The 18,626-nt window shown below is 58.0% G+C and carries 19 protein-coding genes and 2 pseudogenes; 5 read left to right on the forward strand and 16 right to left on the reverse strand.

Features of this window, described 5'->3' with window-relative positions:
* Nucleotides 1-98: 98 nt before the first annotated feature.
* A complete protein-coding gene (locus CKW19_RS00655) occupies nt 99-1,424 on the forward strand; it encodes a sigma-54 dependent transcriptional regulator (RefSeq protein ID WP_095056093.1) in 1,326 nt (441 codons plus the stop codon).
* Nucleotides 1,425-1,487: 63 nt separating this feature from the next.
* Here CKW19_RS00655 and CKW19_RS00660 read toward each other — a convergent pair whose 3' ends face one another.
* The 10 genes and pseudogenes from CKW19_RS00660 to CKW19_RS29380 all read right to left on the reverse strand — a co-directional run.
* The gene (locus CKW19_RS00660; RefSeq protein ID WP_095056094.1) at nt 1,488-2,768 is read right to left on the reverse strand and encodes a hypothetical protein; all 1,281 of its coding nucleotides are present in this window, start codon (nt 2,766-2,768) and stop codon (nt 1,488-1,490) included.
* Nucleotides 2,769-2,814: 46 nt separating this feature from the next.
* Nucleotides 2,815-3,555: a hypothetical protein gene (locus tag CKW19_RS00665; RefSeq protein WP_095056095.1), complete on the reverse strand. Its 741-nt coding sequence runs from the start codon at nt 3,553-3,555 to the stop codon at nt 2,815-2,817.
* Between the two features lie 32 nt (nt 3,556-3,587).
* A complete protein-coding gene (locus tag CKW19_RS00670; RefSeq protein ID WP_095056096.1) occupies nt 3,588-4,268 on the reverse strand; it encodes a C39 family peptidase in 681 nt (226 codons plus the stop codon).
* 60 nt (nt 4,269-4,328) lie between these two features.
* Nucleotides 4,329-5,732 carry a heme utilization protein gene (locus tag CKW19_RS00675; RefSeq protein ID WP_095056097.1) on the reverse strand — a complete coding sequence of 468 codons (1,404 nt, stop codon included), beginning with the start codon at nt 5,730-5,732 and terminating at the stop codon, nt 4,329-4,331.
* Between the two features lie 56 nt (nt 5,733-5,788).
* Nucleotides 5,789-6,361: an adhesin gene (locus CKW19_RS00680; protein WP_095056098.1), complete on the reverse strand. Its 573-nt coding sequence runs from the start codon at nt 6,359-6,361 to the stop codon at nt 5,789-5,791.
* 1 nt (nt 6,362) lies between these two features.
* Nucleotides 6,363-6,800, reverse strand: a complete 438-nt coding sequence (locus CKW19_RS00685; protein ID WP_095056099.1) for a hypothetical protein — start codon at nt 6,798-6,800, stop codon at nt 6,363-6,365.
* Nucleotides 6,801-7,126: 326 nt separating this feature from the next.
* Nucleotides 7,127-7,651, reverse strand: coding sequence for an AAA family ATPase (locus tag CKW19_RS00690; RefSeq protein ID WP_095056100.1), 525 nt, complete (start codon nt 7,649-7,651; stop codon nt 7,127-7,129).
* Nucleotides 7,648-8,211: a nicotinamide riboside transporter PnuC gene (gene pnuC / locus CKW19_RS00695; protein WP_095056101.1), complete on the reverse strand. Its 564-nt coding sequence runs from the start codon at nt 8,209-8,211 to the stop codon at nt 7,648-7,650. Before pnuC ends, CKW19_RS00690 begins: the two co-directional genes overlap by 4 nt.
* A 200-nt stretch (nt 8,212-8,411) precedes the next feature.
* Nucleotides 8,412-9,146 (reverse strand): methyl-accepting chemotaxis protein, encoded by a 735-nt coding sequence (locus tag CKW19_RS29375; RefSeq protein WP_371856296.1) that lies wholly within the window; start codon nt 9,144-9,146, stop codon nt 8,412-8,414.
* A gap of 123 nt (nt 9,147-9,269) precedes the next feature.
* Nucleotides 9,270-10,115 (reverse strand): annotated as a pseudogene (locus tag CKW19_RS29380) (cache domain-containing protein); the annotation flags it as partial.
* A 212-nt stretch (nt 10,116-10,327) separates the two neighbouring features.
* On the opposite strand from CKW19_RS29380, the gene CKW19_RS00705 reads away from it, so the two are divergent.
* Nucleotides 10,328-11,158: an undecaprenyl-diphosphate phosphatase gene (locus CKW19_RS00705; protein ID WP_095056103.1), complete on the forward strand. Its 831-nt coding sequence runs from the start codon at nt 10,328-10,330 to the stop codon at nt 11,156-11,158.
* Nucleotides 11,155-11,583 carry a DUF1294 domain-containing protein gene (locus CKW19_RS00710; protein ID WP_095056104.1) on the forward strand — a complete coding sequence of 143 codons (429 nt, stop codon included), beginning with the start codon at nt 11,155-11,157 and terminating at the stop codon, nt 11,581-11,583. Before CKW19_RS00705 ends, CKW19_RS00710 begins: the two co-directional genes overlap by 4 nt.
* Nucleotides 11,584-11,594: 11 nt before the next feature.
* Here CKW19_RS00710 and CKW19_RS00715 read toward each other — a convergent pair whose 3' ends face one another.
* The gene (locus CKW19_RS00715; protein WP_095056105.1) at nt 11,595-11,954 is read right to left on the reverse strand and encodes an MmcQ/YjbR family DNA-binding protein; all 360 of its coding nucleotides are present in this window, start codon (nt 11,952-11,954) and stop codon (nt 11,595-11,597) included.
* The gene (locus CKW19_RS00720) at nt 11,951-12,859 is read right to left on the reverse strand and encodes a LysR substrate-binding domain-containing protein (RefSeq protein WP_095056106.1); all 909 of its coding nucleotides are present in this window, start codon (nt 12,857-12,859) and stop codon (nt 11,951-11,953) included. Before CKW19_RS00720 ends, CKW19_RS00715 begins: the two co-directional genes overlap by 4 nt.
* Nucleotides 12,860-12,988: 129 nt before the next feature.
* Here CKW19_RS00720 and CKW19_RS00725 point away from each other — a divergent pair, with 129 nt between their 5' ends.
* Both CKW19_RS00725 and CKW19_RS00730 read left to right on the forward strand, forming a co-directional pair.
* A complete protein-coding gene (locus tag CKW19_RS00725) occupies nt 12,989-13,600 on the forward strand; it encodes an FMN-dependent NADH-azoreductase (RefSeq protein WP_095056107.1) in 612 nt (203 codons plus the stop codon).
* 168 nt (nt 13,601-13,768) lie between these two features.
* Nucleotides 13,769-14,806, forward strand: coding sequence for a dienelactone hydrolase (locus CKW19_RS00730; protein ID WP_095056245.1), 1,038 nt, complete (start codon nt 13,769-13,771; stop codon nt 14,804-14,806).
* Between the two features lie 122 nt (nt 14,807-14,928).
* Here the strand turns inward: CKW19_RS00730 and CKW19_RS00735 are convergent, their stop codons facing one another.
* The 4 genes and pseudogenes from CKW19_RS00735 to CKW19_RS00750 form a co-directional block, all read right to left on the reverse strand.
* Nucleotides 14,929-16,116, reverse strand: a complete 1,188-nt coding sequence (locus CKW19_RS00735) for an MFS transporter (protein ID WP_095056108.1) — start codon at nt 16,114-16,116, stop codon at nt 14,929-14,931.
* 166 nt (nt 16,117-16,282) lie between these two features.
* Complete coding sequence (locus tag CKW19_RS00740) at nt 16,283-17,869, reverse strand: ABC-F family ATPase (protein ID WP_008053703.1); 1,587 nt, start codon at nt 17,867-17,869, stop codon at nt 16,283-16,285.
* Nucleotides 17,870-17,881: 12 nt separating this feature from the next.
* Nucleotides 17,882-18,160, reverse strand: a pseudogene (locus CKW19_RS00745) (site-specific integrase); the annotation flags it as partial.
* 152 nt (nt 18,161-18,312) lie between these two features.
* Entirely contained in the window at nt 18,313-18,552 is a 240-nt protein-coding gene (locus CKW19_RS00750; protein WP_095056109.1) for a hypothetical protein, read from the reverse strand.
* Nucleotides 18,553-18,626 lie beyond the last annotated feature (74 nt).

Here is an 18,626-nt window from a genome sequence, read left to right on the forward strand (position 1 = left end):
GTACAAGGCTCCGTCAAATTCTTGCTAATGTTACAGCCAGGTCCGCCAAATGACTGTTTTTTATTAAATTTTCATAAATTTGGCGCCAAGGAACAGTCATGAATGACGTGCCAGCTTTACGACGTTTGTTGGTAGTGGACCCCTGCGACGACTGTCATCGCCTGTTACCGGGATTACGGTCAGTGGGGTGGGATGTTGACAGCTGTACGCTGGAAAACGCCGTCGACCGAACTTGCGACGTTGGATTGCTGCGTTTGCAACCCTTACACCTCGACCGGCCAGATGCCGTCAAAGAATTGATCAGTCGCAGTGGCACTGAGTGGATCGCCGTACTGAACCAGGAAGTCTTGCGACTGCAAAATGTCGGCGATTTTGTGTGCGAGTGGTTTTTCGATTTTCATACCTTGCCATTTGACGTCTCCCGGGTTCAGGTCACTTTGGGCCGGGCCTTTGGCATGGCGCGGCTGCGAGGGCAGGGTACGGTTCATATTGATCAGCCCGAGCACGAGCTGCTGGGTGACAGCAAACCGATCCGTGAACTGCGCAAGCTGCTGAGCAAACTGGCGCCCACCGAGTCTCCGGTGTTGATTCGGGGTGAAAGCGGCACCGGTAAAGAGCTCGTGGCGAGGACGTTGCACCGCCAGTCCCAGCGCCGCGACAAACCGTTTGTCGCGATCAACTGCGGTGCGATCCCCGAACACCTGATTCAGTCCGAACTGTTTGGCCATGAAAAAGGCGCTTTTACTGGCGCGCACCAGCGCAAGATCGGACGGATCGAAGCCGCACATGGCGGAACGCTGTTTCTTGATGAGATCGGTGACCTGCCGCTGGAGCTGCAAGCCAATCTGCTGCGCTTCCTCCAGGAAAAACACATCGAGCGGGTGGGCGGCAGTCAGCCGATTCCTGTGGATGTGCGAGTGCTGGCCGCGACCCATGTTGATCTGGAGGCCGCGATCGAGAAGAAACGCTTTCGTGAAGATCTTTATTATCGCTTGAACGTGTTGCAGGTCGTGACCGCGCCCCTGCGTGAACGCAATGGCGATCTGCTGATGCTGGCCAACCATTTTTCCCATTTTTACAGCCATGAAACCGGGCGCCGCCCGCGCAGCTTCAGTGAAGACGCGTTGCTTGCCATGAGCAAGCAGGACTGGCCAGGCAATGTTCGCGAGTTGGCCAACCGGGTGCGTCGCGGGTTGGTACTGGCTGAAGGCCGGCAGATCGAAGCGCGAGACCTGGGCTTGATCAGTCATCAGGCAGTCGCCACGCCGATTGCCACGCTGGAAGACTATAAACACCGGGCAGAGCGCCAGGCCTTGTGCGACGTACTTAACCGTCACAGCGATAATTTGAGCATCGCCGCCAGGGTACTCGGGATATCCAGACCTACCTTTTACCGGTTGTTGCACAAGCACCAGATACGTTGAGCCATCTTGCTGACATCAGCATAAAAAACCCGCCAAACAGGCGGGTTTTTTGTGGGTGCCGGATCAGAAGTAGTACGGGAATTTCAGGCTGAAGGAGAAGTCTGGCGAGTCGTCGGTCAGGCCGATGGCCAGGTTGGGAACGATCGTCAGGTTATCGGTGGCTGCCAGGGTCATGCCGATGTTGAAGTTGGCCGAGTTGTAATCGCTGTTGGAAATCGATTGCCATTCACCACCATCCGGCTTGATCTTGCTCTTGCGGGCGAACTGATCGGTGAACGAGAACGACATACTCATCTTCTCGTTCAAGGCGAATGCAATACCGGCGCCCACCTGCCAGGAATCACCCAGTTTCACGTCGCCAGGCACCTTGGAGTTGACCTGAGGGCTGATGTCGCTGAACGAGTCTTCCATGTTGTAGGTGTAGGCCAGGCTGCCGAACAGCACCGCCGGGTCGAAGGTCTTGACCAGCGAGATACCCGGGGTGATAGCCCAGACACCATTGCCGGTAGGCAGGTCTTCGGGCACCGCAAGGTTATCGTTTGTCGGGTCACTGACCAGTTTGATGCCGTAAGGGTCGTCACCGGTCGGCGCCTTGATGCGCAGGGTAAAGACCGAGTCGGGCCAATTGGCCGATTCGTCCAGAAACTTGTAGGCAAGGCCAACGTTTACATCGCCGATGGTCGGGTCGCGGGTTACGGATGCGTCCGACGACACCGGGCCTGCGCCACCGGCACCGCCGGAGGAGTACGTTGATTCGCGATACACCACGGGGACGTTGATGTCGAACTGCCAACGTTGAGCCACGTTGTAGCGGGCGGTCAGGTCAAGCGTCCAGTTGTCGGCCTTGATGCGGTCAAGGTTGATGTTGCCGAGAAAAATCGAGTCCAGTGCCAGGAAGCCGTTGAGTGTCAGCGCCCGGGTATCGTAATGCGTGTAGGTCAGACCCGTTTCGACGCTGAACTTGCCGCCACCGAAGAAGCCGCTGGCTTCGTCATACAGGTTGGAAACACTTTGCGCAGGCTGCGAATCATCCTTGAGCGATTGGCCGTATGAACTGCCTGTGGTTCCTGGCGCACCGGCGGCTACAGACTGACCTCCCTGGGTCGTTTCGGCAGGGGATTTGGTCAAGCGTTTGGGAACGGGTGTTGCCGGTGTTTCTTCGACTTGGCGAACGCGTTGCTCGAGTACCATCAACGCGTTCTGTTGTGCTTCGTAACGCTGTTTCAACTCCATGAGTTCTTGTTTTAGTGCTTCGACCTGGGGGTCCGATGCTGCGTATAACAATGTTGCCGGAGCCAGGCTACTCAAACAAACGATAGCCCTGAACGTAAAAGACCGGTGCATGGGTAAGCCGTCCCTTCTGACTACATCTGGTGAGACTGAGCGTAGATCAGAATCCGAGAGTGCGAAGACCTTTAAGCTGATCCAGATTACCGTTCACCGAACCGGCTGACGGTACGTTGTCACGCAGCACGACATTAAGGGATGTGAGGTTGCGGACCTGGTTGCCCCCGCCGAGCAACGTGGTGTTCTGCATCAGCCCTCCCTGGGCCAGCCGCTGTACGGAACTGCCCTGGTTGTTGTTGGCCACGATGTTGAACTGCACGCCAGAACCGGTCGAGGACACGCTCAACGAACCTGCGCCATTGCCGCGGACCATCGTTGTGCCTGCGGCCAATACTTCGCCCTGCTGTTGCACGGCGGGTGCCTGGCTACCCTTGGTGACGTTGATATCGACGTCATTGTAGGCGGTGTTACGGTCGCCGGCGGCCCGCACCACTTGAGTGACGCCTTCGATGCTGTTGAGGCCGCTGCCGCCAGTGACGGTACCGGTGCCTGGCGAACCCGTTGAGCCATTACCTTTTTTGTCGATCACCGACACATAGAATTGTGGCGTGATGGTTGATTGTTGAATCTGCATCGTGGACGTTGCCCCGATCACTTCACCGTTGGCATTTTGCCAGGTGCTGGACATCGCGATGCCGAAGCTGATGATTCGACCCGGCATCACATAACGGCCTCGCAAGACCGACAGTTCCTGATCGTTCAGTTCAATGGGCTTGAGCGTCTCTGCCTGGATCGGCAGGCTGGCGGCCAGGCAGATGACGGCAAGCCAGATTGGAGTCTTCATTGAATGCTCCCGGAGCGTCGTGCTCCTTTTTATTAGAAGAAGTCACTTTGGATGAATCCGAAATCCATCAGTTCTGCGTCCTGCACCGGGCCGAAGGTATTGGCGCGGTTCCTGGCGGTCAGCGGCACGGGTGGGTCGAGCAACGCATTGGTCTTGTCGTAGCCCTGACCGATGACGGCAAAGATGATGCCGTTCCAGCCTTTGACAAACTCGTCGACTTTGTAACGTTTATGACCGAGCACCGGATCGCCGATGTATACCCAGCCGTCATGGACTCTCTGCATGACCACAAAATGTTTGTAGCCGCGGACATCCATGAGCACCACAACCGGAATTTTGATCTCGCTCAATGTTGTGTGCGCCACCCGGTAGCCCCGGGCCCGCATGCCAATACTTTCCACGTAGCGTTTCATGTCGAGCATCGAGAAGCCCTGCACGCGGACTAGATCCTGATCGGAGTGCGCGAGCATGCCTTCGATGATCTGTTCTTCATTCACGTCCAGCCAATAGGCCTGGCGCAGAATGGTCGCCAGCGCAGCAGCGCCGCAACTGAAGTCGGTTTTTTGTTGCACAAGGTCCGAAAATTTACGCTCACGTACGCTCTGGATCGGCTTGAACACCACCGCACCACCCGGCAGGACGGAAAGCGGCATCTGTGCAGCCTCGATCACACTGGCCACGCAAAGCAAAAATGCCAAGGCGATAATGCGCATGGTGGGTCCCTTCCCGTTGTGTTGAAAGGCCCCCAAAGAGGGGGCCTCCAGAGTCAACAACTAGAACGAGTTGTTGGAGATGGCCAGCGAGTTGCTTTGTTGGTTGCCCACACCAGCAGCTACGTTGACGCCCAGGTTGCCACTGCCGCCATTCACCGAACCACTCAGGGTTGCAGTGTTGGTCACAGGGTTGGCCCAGCCAGTTGGAGTCAGCACTTGGAGGGAGTAGGTATTACTCAAGTCAAATGAAGTGCTCTCAGTGTAGCTTTTCGCTTTTTCGTACTCAGACTCGGACGATTTGCTGCCTGATTTTTCGTACGACTTGCTGCCCGATTTTTCGAACGACGAGTCATAGGCTTTTGCCCAGGAGGACTCTTTCGATTTCTCGTGCGATGTTTCGACTTCTACGTCCACGTCTACATCAAGCGAAGCGTTCAGCGATGCACCGTTGGTTTTGGATTTGCTGTGTTCATGATGGCCATGAGACCAGCTAGAGCTCTTGGTTGCTTCCACCTCAGCTTCCAGGGAAGCTTCCAGGGAGGCTTTCAAAGAAGCACTCGAGGAGGCGGAGGATTCAGAGCTCTTCGAGCCGCTTGCCTCAAAGCCCTTGGAACCGCTCACGTCAAAGCTCGAGTCACTGGCGACCTCAAAGCTGGAAGACGCGCTTTTTGAACCGCTCAGATTGGAGGACTTATCGTAGTTGGAACTGCCACTGACCGATTTGGTAAATGACAGCGTATCAATGCGGTATGTCCGATCAGCGTTGTTGTTCACGATCAAGCCAGGACCGTTCTGGTCGGCAGAAGCAGTGGCGGTTGCGTTACCGAGTGGAGCATGGGTGTTGGCAATGGCCATGGTGTTTTTCTGCTGGTTAAGGTCACCGCCAGCAATGTTGATGCCCATGTTGCCGCTGCCGCCACTCCCCGAGGCGCTCATTACGGCAGAGTTAGTGCTGCCATAGTTGTTGACCTTGTTATTGTTGCTGTATTGCGTGACTTGAGCGGTAGCCGTGGCAGTGCCGAATACGAAGCTGTTATCCAGGCTGGATTCGGACGCTGCGTTCGCAATGGCGGCGGCGTTGTCCTGCTGGTTGCCAGCGCCTGCTGCTATGTTGACGCCAACGTTGCCGCTGGTGCCAGAGGCGGAGCTGCTCATCTTGGCGTCGTTGCGGGTTCCTTCGTTAAGGATGCGGTTGCCGGTACTGCGTTGTTTATCGTACGCATTTGCAGTCGCGCTGATAGAGATCACTGTAGGGTCAGGTGGGTTGTTGCCATTGCCGTGACCGTTACCGTGCCCGTTGCCATGCCCATTGCCATGGCCGTTACCGTGGCCATTGCCGTGGTTACTGTGGCCATTACCATGGCCGTTGTCGTCTTCGTTGTTGGTTTGCCCAGCGTGTACAGCAACAGCCATGACCGCAGCAATTGCGAAAACCAGAGGCTTGATTGCCATCGAAGGTTTCATGGTGATTCTCCGTACTTATTTTTTAGGTTAAGTGTTGTAACTACCTTTTTTTTGGGTCAATCCACGACCCGTACGCTTAGGGTGTTGGCCGTTCGGTTTCCCACCCCGGCGCTCTGATTCAACTGAATTACCCCGCGGCTACCTGTGAAAGCCTGGTCACTTGTGGTGACCTGGCGATAGCCTGGTGCAGAAGCAGTTGGATCGGAGTTGTTGAGCAGCGCCACGTTCTGTTGCATGAGGACGCTGTCATCGATACTTTGCGGCTGGCTGCCGATGCTGATTCGCAGTGCATTGGCTTGCTGGTTGCTGGCGCCCGCGCTCTGGTTCACGCCCAGTACGCCGTTGCCGTGACTGAAGGAATCGCCCTTGATACTGGATTGGGCATCGATCGCGGGGTCGACATGGCTGCGCAGGCGTTGGCGAATCTGGGTGGTCGCGCTGGCTCCATGGCCAATGGCGATGGCCCGGGCATTGGCCTGTTGCTGCTGATCGCCCGCTGCCTGGTTGACTGTGAGGTTGCCTTGGTAACGCATGCCCGAGTCATCAATGTTGGCGTTATTGATGACGGGAGGTTGGGCAAAGGACGAAGCGCTGCAAAACATGGCGAGAATCAGCAACGTACGATTCATCTCAACGGTCTCCCGTCAGGATTTTCAGAGCGCCCAGGCCTTGCTGGACGTTTGAATTGACCATGTTGGCAATGCCGCTGCCGGAATTTCCCGAACGTCCGGAGGGCATGTTGGCGAGCTGGGTCTGGTTGGTGATATTGCCGCCCAGATTGTTGGTGCCTTGGGTGACCAGTTGAGTGATGCCTGAACCGCTGGCAACGCTGGCAAAATCCCCGTCACTCAACTCGTTCGTTTGAGCAAGAATCTGTTTCGACGGGTTGGCATTGACGGTGGTGGGGCTTGGGTCGGGCACGAGCGGTGGAATCACCGCGTTACGCGTCTGGACGTCACGCTTGATTGTGATGATGCCATTGTCAGCCTGTACGGGCAGGCAGACCGTTAAGCTCATTGCGCATCCGATCAGCAAGAAGCTAAAGATGCTGCTATCGAGTTTCCCCACGGCGGCAATTCCTTCTGTAAGTGGAACGCTGGCCCTATTCAGCGTTGCAAGTGCAGAGAGCAGAAGGTGTGCCGCTTTTTGTTTTTCTTTTAAGAACAGTGGGTTGGCTTGGAGTGGTGAAGTGGTTAAAAAGATTTTGTAACGCCACTGAGACAGCGCTACGCAAAAAACGCCCGCCCATGTTGGCGGCATTGCTTGCTAAGGGGGGTGAGGGCAGGCTGTATCAGAGGATTTACACTATCTTGCAAGAGTGCTCGGGACGCTCTGTCTCGCGGCTTTCGACAGAGGTTGGTGTATCAGGAATGGACATTTTCTTCAGGGCGCTGTCAGGCCTTGAGCAAGCGTGCCACCGCCTCGAATGCCGCGTCCTTGCGCTGTTTCCAGTCACCTTGCAGTACCTGGCAAGGCTGGCAATGCAGTTCAAGCCATTGGTGACTGGCCTGGAAAAATGCCTGACGTTCTGCCAGTTGCGGTTGGCAACGTTGCCCGTCGTCATGCCACGCGACGGTTTCAGGGCTCAACAGCAAATGCAGATCGTAGTGCCGTGCCAGCAGTGCTTGCTCGATCCACGGCGGGCAATCGCCGAACAATGTGCGACTCCAGAGAATATTACTCAGGAGATGCGTATCGAGAATCAGCAGCGGTGGCTGCTTGGCGCGTGCTTGATCTTCCCAAGTCAGCTGGCCTTGTGCTATCGGCGAGATGTCTTCATAGCACGTTAGTCGGGATTCACGTTCGATGAAGTGCCGAACGTACTCGCCGACCAATATGCCGCCGAAATTGGCGTGAATCTCACTCGAAAGCCAGCTTTTACCGCTGGATTCCGGGCCTGCCAGCACCAAAACCTTCATGGGCACAGCAGCGGGTCGCTGCGCCATGTGCGCCAGCCTTGAATGGCCAGCAGGGTGAACAGGCCATACAGGGCCGCCGTCAGGTACATCCCCTTGTACAAGAACAGGCCGACAAAAATAACGTCCAGGACAATCCAGAGCGGCCAGCACTGCACGCGTTTTTGCGCCATCCACCATTGCGCCACCAGGCTGAACGCCGTGAGGGCCGCATCGAGCCAGGGCTGGGCGGCGTCGGTCCAGTGCGCCATGGCGGCGCCCAGCAACAAACTGCCGATCGTGCCGAGAGCGAGGCCCGACGCCACGGCTTGCCCGCCCAGCCGGCTGACCTCGCGACCTTGATGCGACTGGCCTGCGCGCGTCCACTGCCACCAGCCGTAAAGCTGCAAAGCGGCGTAGACAACTTGCAGCAGCATGTCGGAATACAGCTTCACCTCAAAAAAAATCCAGCTGTAGATCAGCACCATGACCAGGCCAATCGGCCAGCACCAAGGGTTCTGTTTGACCGTCAACCAGACGGCAATGACGCCGAGGGTGGCGGCAAACAGTTCAAGCCCTGACATGAAGGTTCCTTGGGGAAATCGAAGAGGGGGCGGATTGTAACCGGATTGGCGTGGGGATGGCTGTGGTGCGAATAAGCCGTTCCATCCTGTAGGAGCGAGCTCGCTCGCGATGGTCTTGAGAGCGCCGCGTTTAAACAGCAAACACGCGTTATCGTTGACGACCATCGCGAGCAGGCTCGCTCCTACACAACAGCGAGGGGTTACACGCGGAACTGCTTGAGCAACCCGTTCAACTGTTCGCTCAACGCCTTGAGGCGAACGCTCGACGCACTCGACTGCTCGGCCGCCAATGCCGTGCTATGGGACAACCCGGCCGCCTGAGTCACGTTCTGGTTGATGTCCTCGACCACATGGGCCTGTTGCAGCGTCGCACTGGCGATGGATGCGTTCAGGCCATTGAGGTTGCGCAGCGCCTGGCCGATGGCATGCAGGCTTGCACCGGCCAGGCCAGCCTGTTCGATGGTCAACTGCGAGGCCCGGCTGCTGTCGCCGATCACCTTGACCGCGGCTTCAGAGTGGCTTTGCAAACGCTCGATCATCGACTGGATTTCTGCCGTGGATTTCTGCGTGCGCTGGGCCAGCAAGCGAACTTCGTCGGCCACCACGGCGAAACCGCGACCTTGCTCACCGGCCCGTGCGGCTTCAATCGCCGCGTTGAGGGCCAGCAGGTTGGTCTGCTCGGCGATTGAGCGGATGACTTCCAGCACACTGCCGATCTGGGTGCTTTCAGCCGCCAGGGTACGCATCACGTCCACCGCCTGGTCGATGGTGGAGGACAAGGTGTCGATCTGCTTCAGGCTGCCTTCGATATTGACCTGGCCTTGTTGCGCCTGCGCCTCGGCGTCGCGCATTTCGCTGGCGGCGTGCTCGGCATTTTTCGCCACGTCCTGCACCCCGTAGGTGACCTCGTTGATGGCCGTGGCAACCAGTTCCATTTGCTCGGATTGCTGCTGGCTGCGTTGTTGTGCCTGGGCGGCGTCGTTGCCCAACTCAGTGGAGGACTGGCCCAGCGCACCGGCGGATTCCTGAAGCTCGCCGATCACTCGGCGCAGCTTGGCGGTGAAGGCGTTGAAGTGCCGGGCCAGTTGCGTGACTTCGTCCTGGCCATGGGTGTCGAGGCTGCGGGTCAAGTCGCTTTCGCCACTGGCAATGTTGGCCATGGCGTTCACCGCTTCCTGCAATGGGTGGACGATGCTGCGGGCGATCAGGATCACCAGCAACGCCATGAACAGCGCAATGGCCAGACCAATCGACGTGGCTTTCCACACCTGGCCGTAGAATTCGGCCTGCATGTCATCGATGTAAACGCCCGAGCCGATGACCCAGCCCCAAGGCTCGAACAGTTTCACGTAGGAGGTTTTTTCCACCGGGGCATCGGCGCCCGGTTTCGGCCAACGATAGTTGACGATACCGGCGCCACTGGATTTGACCACCGCGACCATTTCGTTGAACACGGCAAACCCATCCGGGTCGCGGATCGCCGAGAGATTCTGCCCATCGAGTTTCGGGTTGGCCGGATGCATGATCATCACGGGCGTCAGGTCGTTGATCCAGAAATAATCGTTTTGGTCGTAACGCAGGCCGCGGACCGCCGTCAGGGCTTGTTTCTGCGCCGCGTCACGACTGAGCGTGCCGGCGGTTTCGAGGCTGTGGTAATAGCTGAGGACACCGCTGGCGGTCTGCACCACGTGTTGGGTTTTCTCTGCCTTGGCGTGATACAGGTCATTGTGGATCTGCTTGAGCATCAACAGGCCCAAGGTCAACAGCATCATTACGGCCACGATCAGGATGAGCCACAAGCGGCGGCTGATCGACATATTGCGCAAGCTGTTCATACCCCATTCACTCCATTTTCTTGTTCTTGTAGTAAACCCGCGCCAGCATCCAATCACACCTTGCCCCATGGACCTATGCGACCTGTGTCGAATAACGCCGCAGCGTTTATCGGGCTTGTCTGATAGGATTTCGGCCCCGCAGGGGAAAACCTGAATCGCACTGGAACTTTACGGTTTTGCGGGAATAGAGACGCGTGGGATTTCAGCCACGCCGATCGCAATCAACGCTTTGAAAAAATACTGACGGGGCATGCCGGCGCGCATTGCCTTTTGGGGGATTGATGGATCTTTGGACTGCCTTTTCGGCGTTGATACTTGGGGTTGTAGAAGGGCTGACCGAGTTTTTGCCCATTTCCAGTACGGGCCACCAGATCATCGTGGCCGACTTGCTCGATTTCGGTGGCGAGCGTGCGATGGCCTTCAACATCATCATCCAGCTGGGTGCGATCCTGGCGGTGGTCTGGGAGTTTCGGCGCAAGATTTTCGACGTGGTCATCGGCTTGCCGACCCAGCCAAGCGCTCGGCGTTTCACCGCGAACCTGCTGATTGCCTTCCTGCCGGCCGTGGTCCTGGGGGTGATATTCGCCGACCTGATCCACGAGTACCTGTTCAACCCGATCACCGTGGCCAGTGCATTGGTCGTGGGCGGGATCATCATGTTGTGGGCCGAGCGCCGTCAGCATGAAGTACACGCCGAAACGGTCGACGACATTACCTGGAAGGACGCCCTGAAAGTCGGCTTCGCCCAGTGCCTGGCGATGATTCCGGGGACTTCGCGTTCGGGCTCGACCATCATTGGCGGCCTGTTGTTCGGTTTGTCGCGCAAGACCGCCACCGAGTTTTCGTTCTTCCTGGCGATGCCGACCATGGTCGGTGCCGCGGTGTACTCGGGTTACAAGTACCGCGGCCTGTTCGTTCCGTCTGACTTTCCAGTGTTTGCGATTGGCTTCGTCACGGCGTTCATCTTCGCGATGATCGCCGTGCGTGGCTTGCTCAAGTTCATTGCCAGTCACAGTTATGCGGCGTTCGCCTGGTATCGCATCGCGTTCGGCCTGTTGATCCTGGCCACCTGGCAGTTCGGCTGGGTCGACTGGACCGCCGCCAAGCCATGAATGACTCCCGCACGCGCAACAATCCCGGGCGTCAGCCTGGTGGGCAGATTCGCAATCCGCGATTGAAATGGCTGGTGTTCGCGATCGTGTGCGCGTTGCCGCTGTGGGGGTCGGTGTCGTTATGGCTGCGTGGGGTTTCTCTGATTCCGCTCGCAGCCTATGGCTTTTTCAGCGTCCTGGCGTTCGCGCTGTACTGGCGTGACAAGCGCAAAGCCCTCGCGAATCAATGGCGCACACCGGAGAACGTTCTGCATGCGCTGGAGTTCGCCGGGGGCTGGCCCGGCGCCTTGCTGGCCCAGCAGGTGTTTCGTCACAAAACGCGCAAGGTCTCGTTTCAACTGGTGTTCTGGATCATTGTGGTGCTGCACCAGGTGTTCTGGATCGACCTGTTGTTCCTTGGTGCACACCTGTTCGCCTTGTCCTGATCGGCAAGGCGCTACAGCAATAGCCCGACTTGCGTACGCTTGGGCAGTTTGCTCACCACCAATTGGTGGGAACGTTGCAGCAAGCCTTGAAGCTCTTCGCGGCCCAGCGGGTAGGGCGGTTCCATGATGATCCATTGGGCGCGCGCCAGATAAGGCGCCGGATGGATTCCCGGGCGGTCGCAATGGCCGAGAAACAGGTCCTTGTCGACCTTGAACGCCAGGGACGATCCCCTTAGGCCCTGCAAGGCGAACATCTTGTTGCCGGCAATCGAAAACACCCGCACGCCACCCCATTTGTAATCCTCCCGCGCCCCGGGCAGGGCCAGGCAGAATGCCGCGACATCCGCTTCGCTCATGCGTCCAGCCTTCATAACAATCGCTCTCCACAGGCATTGAAGGATTCGACCAAATGATCGATCCAGGCGCGTACGGCGGGCATCACGCCGCGTCGATGAGGGTAGACCGCTTGCAACCACCCGCCAGGTAACGACCATTCGGGCAACAATTGCACCAGTGAACCGCTGGCCAGCTCCTGTTCGCAATACATCATCGGCAACATCGTAAAGCCGAGGCCGGAGAGGGTGCTGGCCTTGCGCACGATAAAGTCATCGATACCCAGGCGTGCTTCCATTGCGAGTTCGAAGCTTTTGCCTTTTTGGTCCAGTAAACGAATGTGCACCATGCGATCGGCTTCAAGCGCACCGAGTACCGGGATGCTTTTCAGGTCTTCGGGGTGGTTGATCTCGCGGCCTTGCAGGAACTCGGGACTGGCGACCATCAGCGTCTGCGCCTGACGCAGACGGCGGGTGACCAGCAACGGGTCTTCGTCGCCCAGTTCCCGCACGCGCAAGGCGACGTCGATGCCTTCGTTCACAAGATCGACCCGTCGGTTGAGCAACATGACCTCCAGTTGGACTTGCGGAAACCGTTCCAGAAAGTCGCTGATCACCCCCGGCAATATTTCATGGGCCAGTCCGACGGGGCAGGACACCCGCAATCGTCCACGGGGTTCGCTGGACATACTCGCCACGGCCTCGTCGGCCATTTCCGCTTCCAGCAGCATGGCCTGACAGTGCCGGAGGTAGCGCTCGCCTACGGCCGTCAGCTTCAACTGGCGGGTGGTACGTTGCAGCAAGCGTGCGCCCAGGCGTTCTTCAAGTTCGGCAATACGGCGCGACAGTCGCGACTTGGGGATCCCCAGCAAACGTCCGGCCGCCGCGAAGCCACCGGCTTCCACGACCTTGGCGAAGTAATAGAGGTCGTTTAGGTCTTGCATGAGGGTTACCTGATTGTTCTATACATGGGACGAACTATCGCATTGTTGCCATCTAATCAGCTATTGGTTTGTTCTGTAGGATTGTCTCCATCAGATCGCCTTGTAGCGATCCTCACTTGGAGATCCCACATGAAATTGCTGCATATCGATTCGAGCATCCTTGGTGACAATTCGGCTTCCCGTCAGTTGAGCAGCGAAGTCGTCAAAGCCTGGCAGGGTGCCGAGCCAAGCGCCGTGGTGACTTACCGTGACCTCGCCGCTGACGCCATCAGCCACTTCTCTGCCACGACCCTGGTCGCTGCCGGCACCACCGCTGAACTGCGCAACGCCGCTCAACAGCACGAAGCCGACCTGAGCGCCCAGACCCTGGCCGAATTCCTCGCCGCCGACGCCGTGGTGATTGCAGCGCCGATGTACAACTTCACCATCCCGACGCAATTGAAGGCCTGGATCGACCGCATTGCCGTTGCCGGCCAGACGTTCCGTTACACCGAAGCCGGCCCTGAAGGCCTGTGCGGTGGCAAGAAAGTCGTGATTGTTTCGACCTCCGGTGGCATTCACGCCGGTCAGGCGACCGGTGTTGCCCACGAAGACTATTTGAAAGTGCTGTTCGGCTTCATCGGCATCACCGACATCGAAATCGTTCGCGCCGAAGGCCTGTCTTACGGTGACGACGTTCGCAGCAAGGCGATGAGCGCTGCCCATACGCACATCAGCGAGCAATTGTTCGCAGCGGCGTAAGGCTTCAGTAAAGAAGCAGAGCCGTTCAGGCAAAGCCAAAAAAACTCTGTATTCTGGATGCGCAAGCACCAGATGCGGAGTTTTTTGTTTCTGGGCGTTGCGGATTTTGGCCTGAGTTATGCACTCAAGGGTCAGCGTCTCCGTTCGGGTAACAAGGTGGGGCATCCCATGGTGCGTCTTTGTGCAACATTGCTGATCTGCTTGTTCGGCAGCCTGATAACGGTGCACGCCGCGCCTGCGCCGCATCTGCACTGGAGCGTCGGCTACCATGAAATGAGCTTTCTCGATCCCCTGGACCTGCAGCCGATGCGCGCCATCGCGTTCTATCCTTCCAGCGACCGGGAGCACACCAGCCAACTCGAGGGTTACACGGTCGAAGCCGGGGAGGACACCAAAGTCGCCATCGGCCGCTTTCCGATGCTGATGCTTTCCCACGGCAACACCGGTACGCCGCTGGCCTTGCACGATCTGGCGACATCACTGGCGCGCAAAGGGTTTGTGGTGGTGGCGGTGATCCATCCCGGTGACAACTCCAAAGACCACAGCCGACTCGGTACCTTGAGTAACCTTTACGGCCGGCCGATCCAGATTTCCGAAGCCATCACCGCGACCTTGGGCGACCGCATGCTCGCGCCTTTCGTCCATGCCGATCAGGTGGGCGTCATTGGTTATTCGGCGGGTGGCGAGACGGCGTTGATTCTTTCCGGTGCGACCCCGGATCTGGATCGCCTGCGGCGTTATTGCAAAGAACGCCCGGATGATCGCGATGCCTGCAATACCCAAGGCGAGTTGATTGTCGATCGCGATGACTTGCAACCCGTCGCAGATCCACGGGTCCACGCCCTGATGTTGATGGCACCCTTGAGCCTGAAGTTTGGCCGCCACACCCTGGCCGACGTGCACGTGCCGGTGCTGCTTTACAGTGGCGATGGCGACAAATTGGTGGCGGTGGATAAGAATGCCGCCGCGCTAGCGCGCAAACTGCCTGTAGCGCCAGACTTCAAATTATTGGCCGGGGCAGGGCACTTCGTGTTCATGGCGCCGTGCAATGATGAGCAAATCGTGATCATGCCTGCGCTGTGCACCGATGCCGATGGCGTCGACCGCGAAGACATTCACCGCAACCTGATCTCCGAGGCCGGACGATTTTTCTCGCGCACGCTGGGTAAAGCGACTCGGGCCGGGATGCAGACTGCGGACCAGTAATTCACACATGCCCCTTGTAGGAGCGAGCTTGCTCGCGATGGGACCATCACATCCAACATTGGTGTCGACAGATACTCCGCCATCGCGAGCAAGCTCGCTCCTACAGAGGTCAGTACCAAGTCTTACGTCATCGAACGCCGTTTGAGCAGCAGCGTCAGGCCTAATCCCGTCACCGACAACAACGCCGCGCTGAAGAAAATCCACGAATACCCGAAGTTCAGCGCCACCGCGCCCATCAGCGGGCCGGCAATCGCCAATGCCAGATCAAAAAACACCGCATAAGCACTCAACCCCGCGCCGCGACTGGAATTCGGTACCTGCTTGATGGCTTCGACACCCAGCGCCGGGTACACCAGCGACAGGCCGAAACCGGTCAGGCCGGCACCCAGCAATGCGTACCCGGTCGAAGGGGCTAGCCATAGCAGCGCCAGGCCAACAGTCTCGATACACATGCAGGCAATGGCCGATGAGAATCCGCCAAAGCGGCTGATGCTGGAAATGAACAGCAGCCGCGCCAGGATGAAACACACCCCGAATACCGTCAGGCAGTAAGCCGCACCGCTCCAGCCACGACTGACGTAATACAAAGTGATAAAGGTCGTCAGGGTGCCGTAGCCGATGGACGCTAGGCTCAGGCTCGCGCCAAACGGTGCAATGCGCCCGAACACGGCCCAGAACGGCAGGCGCTCACCGCGAATCACCGGCACTGATGGTTTGTTGCGGATCAGCAGCAGTGCGGCCAGCGCCAGCAGCGACAGTGCGATCCCTAGGCTGGAAAACCCGAGTTGCCCGACCATCACCACACCCAACGGCGCACCGATGGCAATCGCGCCATAGGAGGCAATGCCGTTCCAGGAAATCGACCGCGCCGTGTGTTCCGCGCCGACCTGGCCCATGCACCAACTGATGGTGCCGACGCCGATCAAACCTTGGGCGATCCCGAGCAGCAGGCGCCCGGCGATGAGGATCAACAGGCTGAGCAGGGGAAAGCCCTGCAGCAAGGTCGAGAGCAACGTCAGCGCGCCACTCAACACAATCCCGGACAAACCATAAATGATGGCGCGCTTGGTGCCGACGTTGTCCGACATACGCCCGGCCATGGGGCGGCTCAGCAGGGTGGCGAGGTATTGGGAGCCGATGGTCAACCCCGCGACGATGGCGCTGAACCCGAGCTGGTCATGGACATAACCCGGCAACACCGCAATCGGCAGTCCGATGCAAAGGAAGGCAATAAAGGTATAGAAGACGATAGAGACGATCTGCAGGGTGATCGCCAGGGAGCTTTGCGGAGGCGCTTGCTGCACAGACATGTGAACTCTTTCGCGGGCGGCGTTGGGAGAGTTGCATCTTGGCTTGGCGCTGAATTAAAAGAAAGCAGGCTAACGATCAAAAGATCGCAGCCTCTTAATGCAAAAAGCCCCGTCACCAAGACAGGGCTTTTCACTTGAAGCTTGCAGCTAAACGCTTGTAGCTGCTTTAGAACACCACACCCTGGCTACGCAGGTAGTCATCGTAGGTGCCGCTGAAGTCGGTCACGCCATTCGGGCTCAGCTCGATGATGCGGGTGGCCAGGGACGATACGAACTCACGGTCGTGGCTGACGAAGATCAGCGTGCCCGGGTAGTTTTCCAGCGCCAGGTTCAGTGCTTCGATGGATTCCATGTCCAAGTGGTTGGTCGGTTCGTCCATCACCAGTACGTTCGGCTTTTGCAGGATCAGCTTGCCGAACAGCATGCGACCTTGCTCACCACCAGAGATGACTTTGACCGACTTGAGGATCTCGTCGTTGGAGAACAGCATGCGGCCCAAAGTGCCACGGATGATCTGCTCGCCCTGGGTCCACTGGCCCATCCAGTCGAACAGGCTGACATCGTCTTCGAAGTCATGGGCGTGGTCCTGGGCGTAGTAGCCCAGTTCCGCGCTTTCGGTCCACTTCACGGAACCGGCGTCCGGGGTCAGCTCGCCCATCAGGGTGCGCAGCAGGGTGGTCTTGCCGATACCGTTCGGGCCGATGATCGCCAGGCGCTCGCCGGCTTCGACGGTGAAGCTGAAGTTCTTGAACAGGGTCTTGCCGTCGAAGCCCTTGGACATCTGCTCGATGGTCACGGCCTGGCGGTGCAGCTTCTTGGTCTGTTCGAAACGGATGAACGGGCTCACGCGGCTCGATGGCTTGACCTCGGCCAGCTGGATCTTGTCGATCTGCTTGGCGCGGGAGGTGGCCTGCTTGGCTTTCGAGGCGTTGGCCGAGAAGCGGCTGACGAACGTCTGCAGTTCGGAAATCTGGGCTTTCTTCTTGGCGTTGTCCGACAGCAACTGCTCGCGGGACTGGGTGGCCGCGGTCATGTACTCGTCATAGTTGCCCGGGAACAGGCGCAACTCACCGTAGTCCAGGTCAGCCATGTGGGTGCACACACTGTTCAGGAAGTGACGGTCGTGGGAAATGATGATCATGGTGCTGTTACGCGCCTTGAGAATCGTTTCCAACCAGCGAATGGTGTTGATGTCCAGGTGGTTGGTCGGTTCGTCGAGCAACAGCACTTCCGGATCGGAGAACAGTGCCTGAGCCAGCAACACACGCAACTTCCAGCCTGGAGCGACTTCGGACATCGGGCCGAAATGCTGTTCCAGGGGGATACCCAGGCCCAGCAGCAGTTCGCCGGCGCGGGATTCGGCGGTGTAGCCGTCCATCTCGGCGAATTCGGTTTCCAGCTCGGCCACGGCCATGCCGTCTTCTTCGCTCATTTCCGGCAACGAGTAGATGCGGTCGCGCTCGGCCTTGACCTTCCACAACTCTTCGTGACCCATGATCACGGTGTCGATCACGGTAAATTCTTCGTAGGCGAACTGGTCCTGGCGCAATTTACCCAGGCGCACGTTCGGCTCGAGCATGACCTGACCACCGGAAGGCTCGAGGTCATCACCCAGAATCTTCATGAAGGTCGACTTGCCGCAACCGTTGGCACCGATCAAGCCATAACGGTTGCCACCGTTGAATTTGACCGAAACGTTTTCGAAGAGCGGCTTGGCGCCGAACTGCATCGTGATGTTAGCTGTGGAGATCAATTACTTTACCTATCAATGGGTTGCGAGCCGCGCATTTGGCGTTTTGGCCATTCCTGGGGCATTTTGTAGCTGTTCCATCTCGCCCCAGTCGCCGCTAGCGTTCAACCAGCGCGCATAAGTCGAGAGCAGCATCTGGACGCTGTGTCCGAGCTGTTGGGCAATAAAGGCGGGATTCATGCCAGACATTGTGCATATTGTCGCATAAGTATGACGGCAGTTGTACGGCGGCCGATAACGGATCATCAGCTTCTTTAACACGCAGCCCCATTGCTTGTGCCGGTTTGACGTCTCTATTCAGACATTCGGCGAGTGTTCGAGGGCTTTCATTTTAAGACGCTGGAAGGTCTGTTTTGATTGTGCGAGCCAAGGATCTTGGAAGCGGAGCAATACGGCGGCACCGGCGAGGTGTCGGTCCTTTGTCGTAGGTTGCTGTGAATCGCTGATTAATGGCCGTTGCGCACGTCTTCGATAAACTGCAGCGCGTCAGCCCTGCGCTCAGTAGAACAGCCAGCGCGCTTCACCAGTGATTTAGAGTATTCATAGTCATCATCAACCAAGGTGCGCAGTACACTCACGCACAGCAGGATCTCATCATCGTAGTTGTCCTGGAGCGTTCGATACTGCGCCTCCAGTTCGGCAATATACGCCTGCAACTGCTGGTAGATTTGTTCGTTCTGGCTCATGGCGGGGGCTTTCGTCAAGTCAGCTTGAGTATTTCACTTAGCCTAGTCCAGTGGCCCGCGCCGTGGAGCTTTTT

The sequence above is a fragment of the Pseudomonas sp. Irchel s3f7 genome (genome assembly GCF_900187615.1).
Classification (GTDB): domain Bacteria; phylum Pseudomonadota; class Gammaproteobacteria; order Pseudomonadales; family Pseudomonadaceae; genus Aquipseudomonas.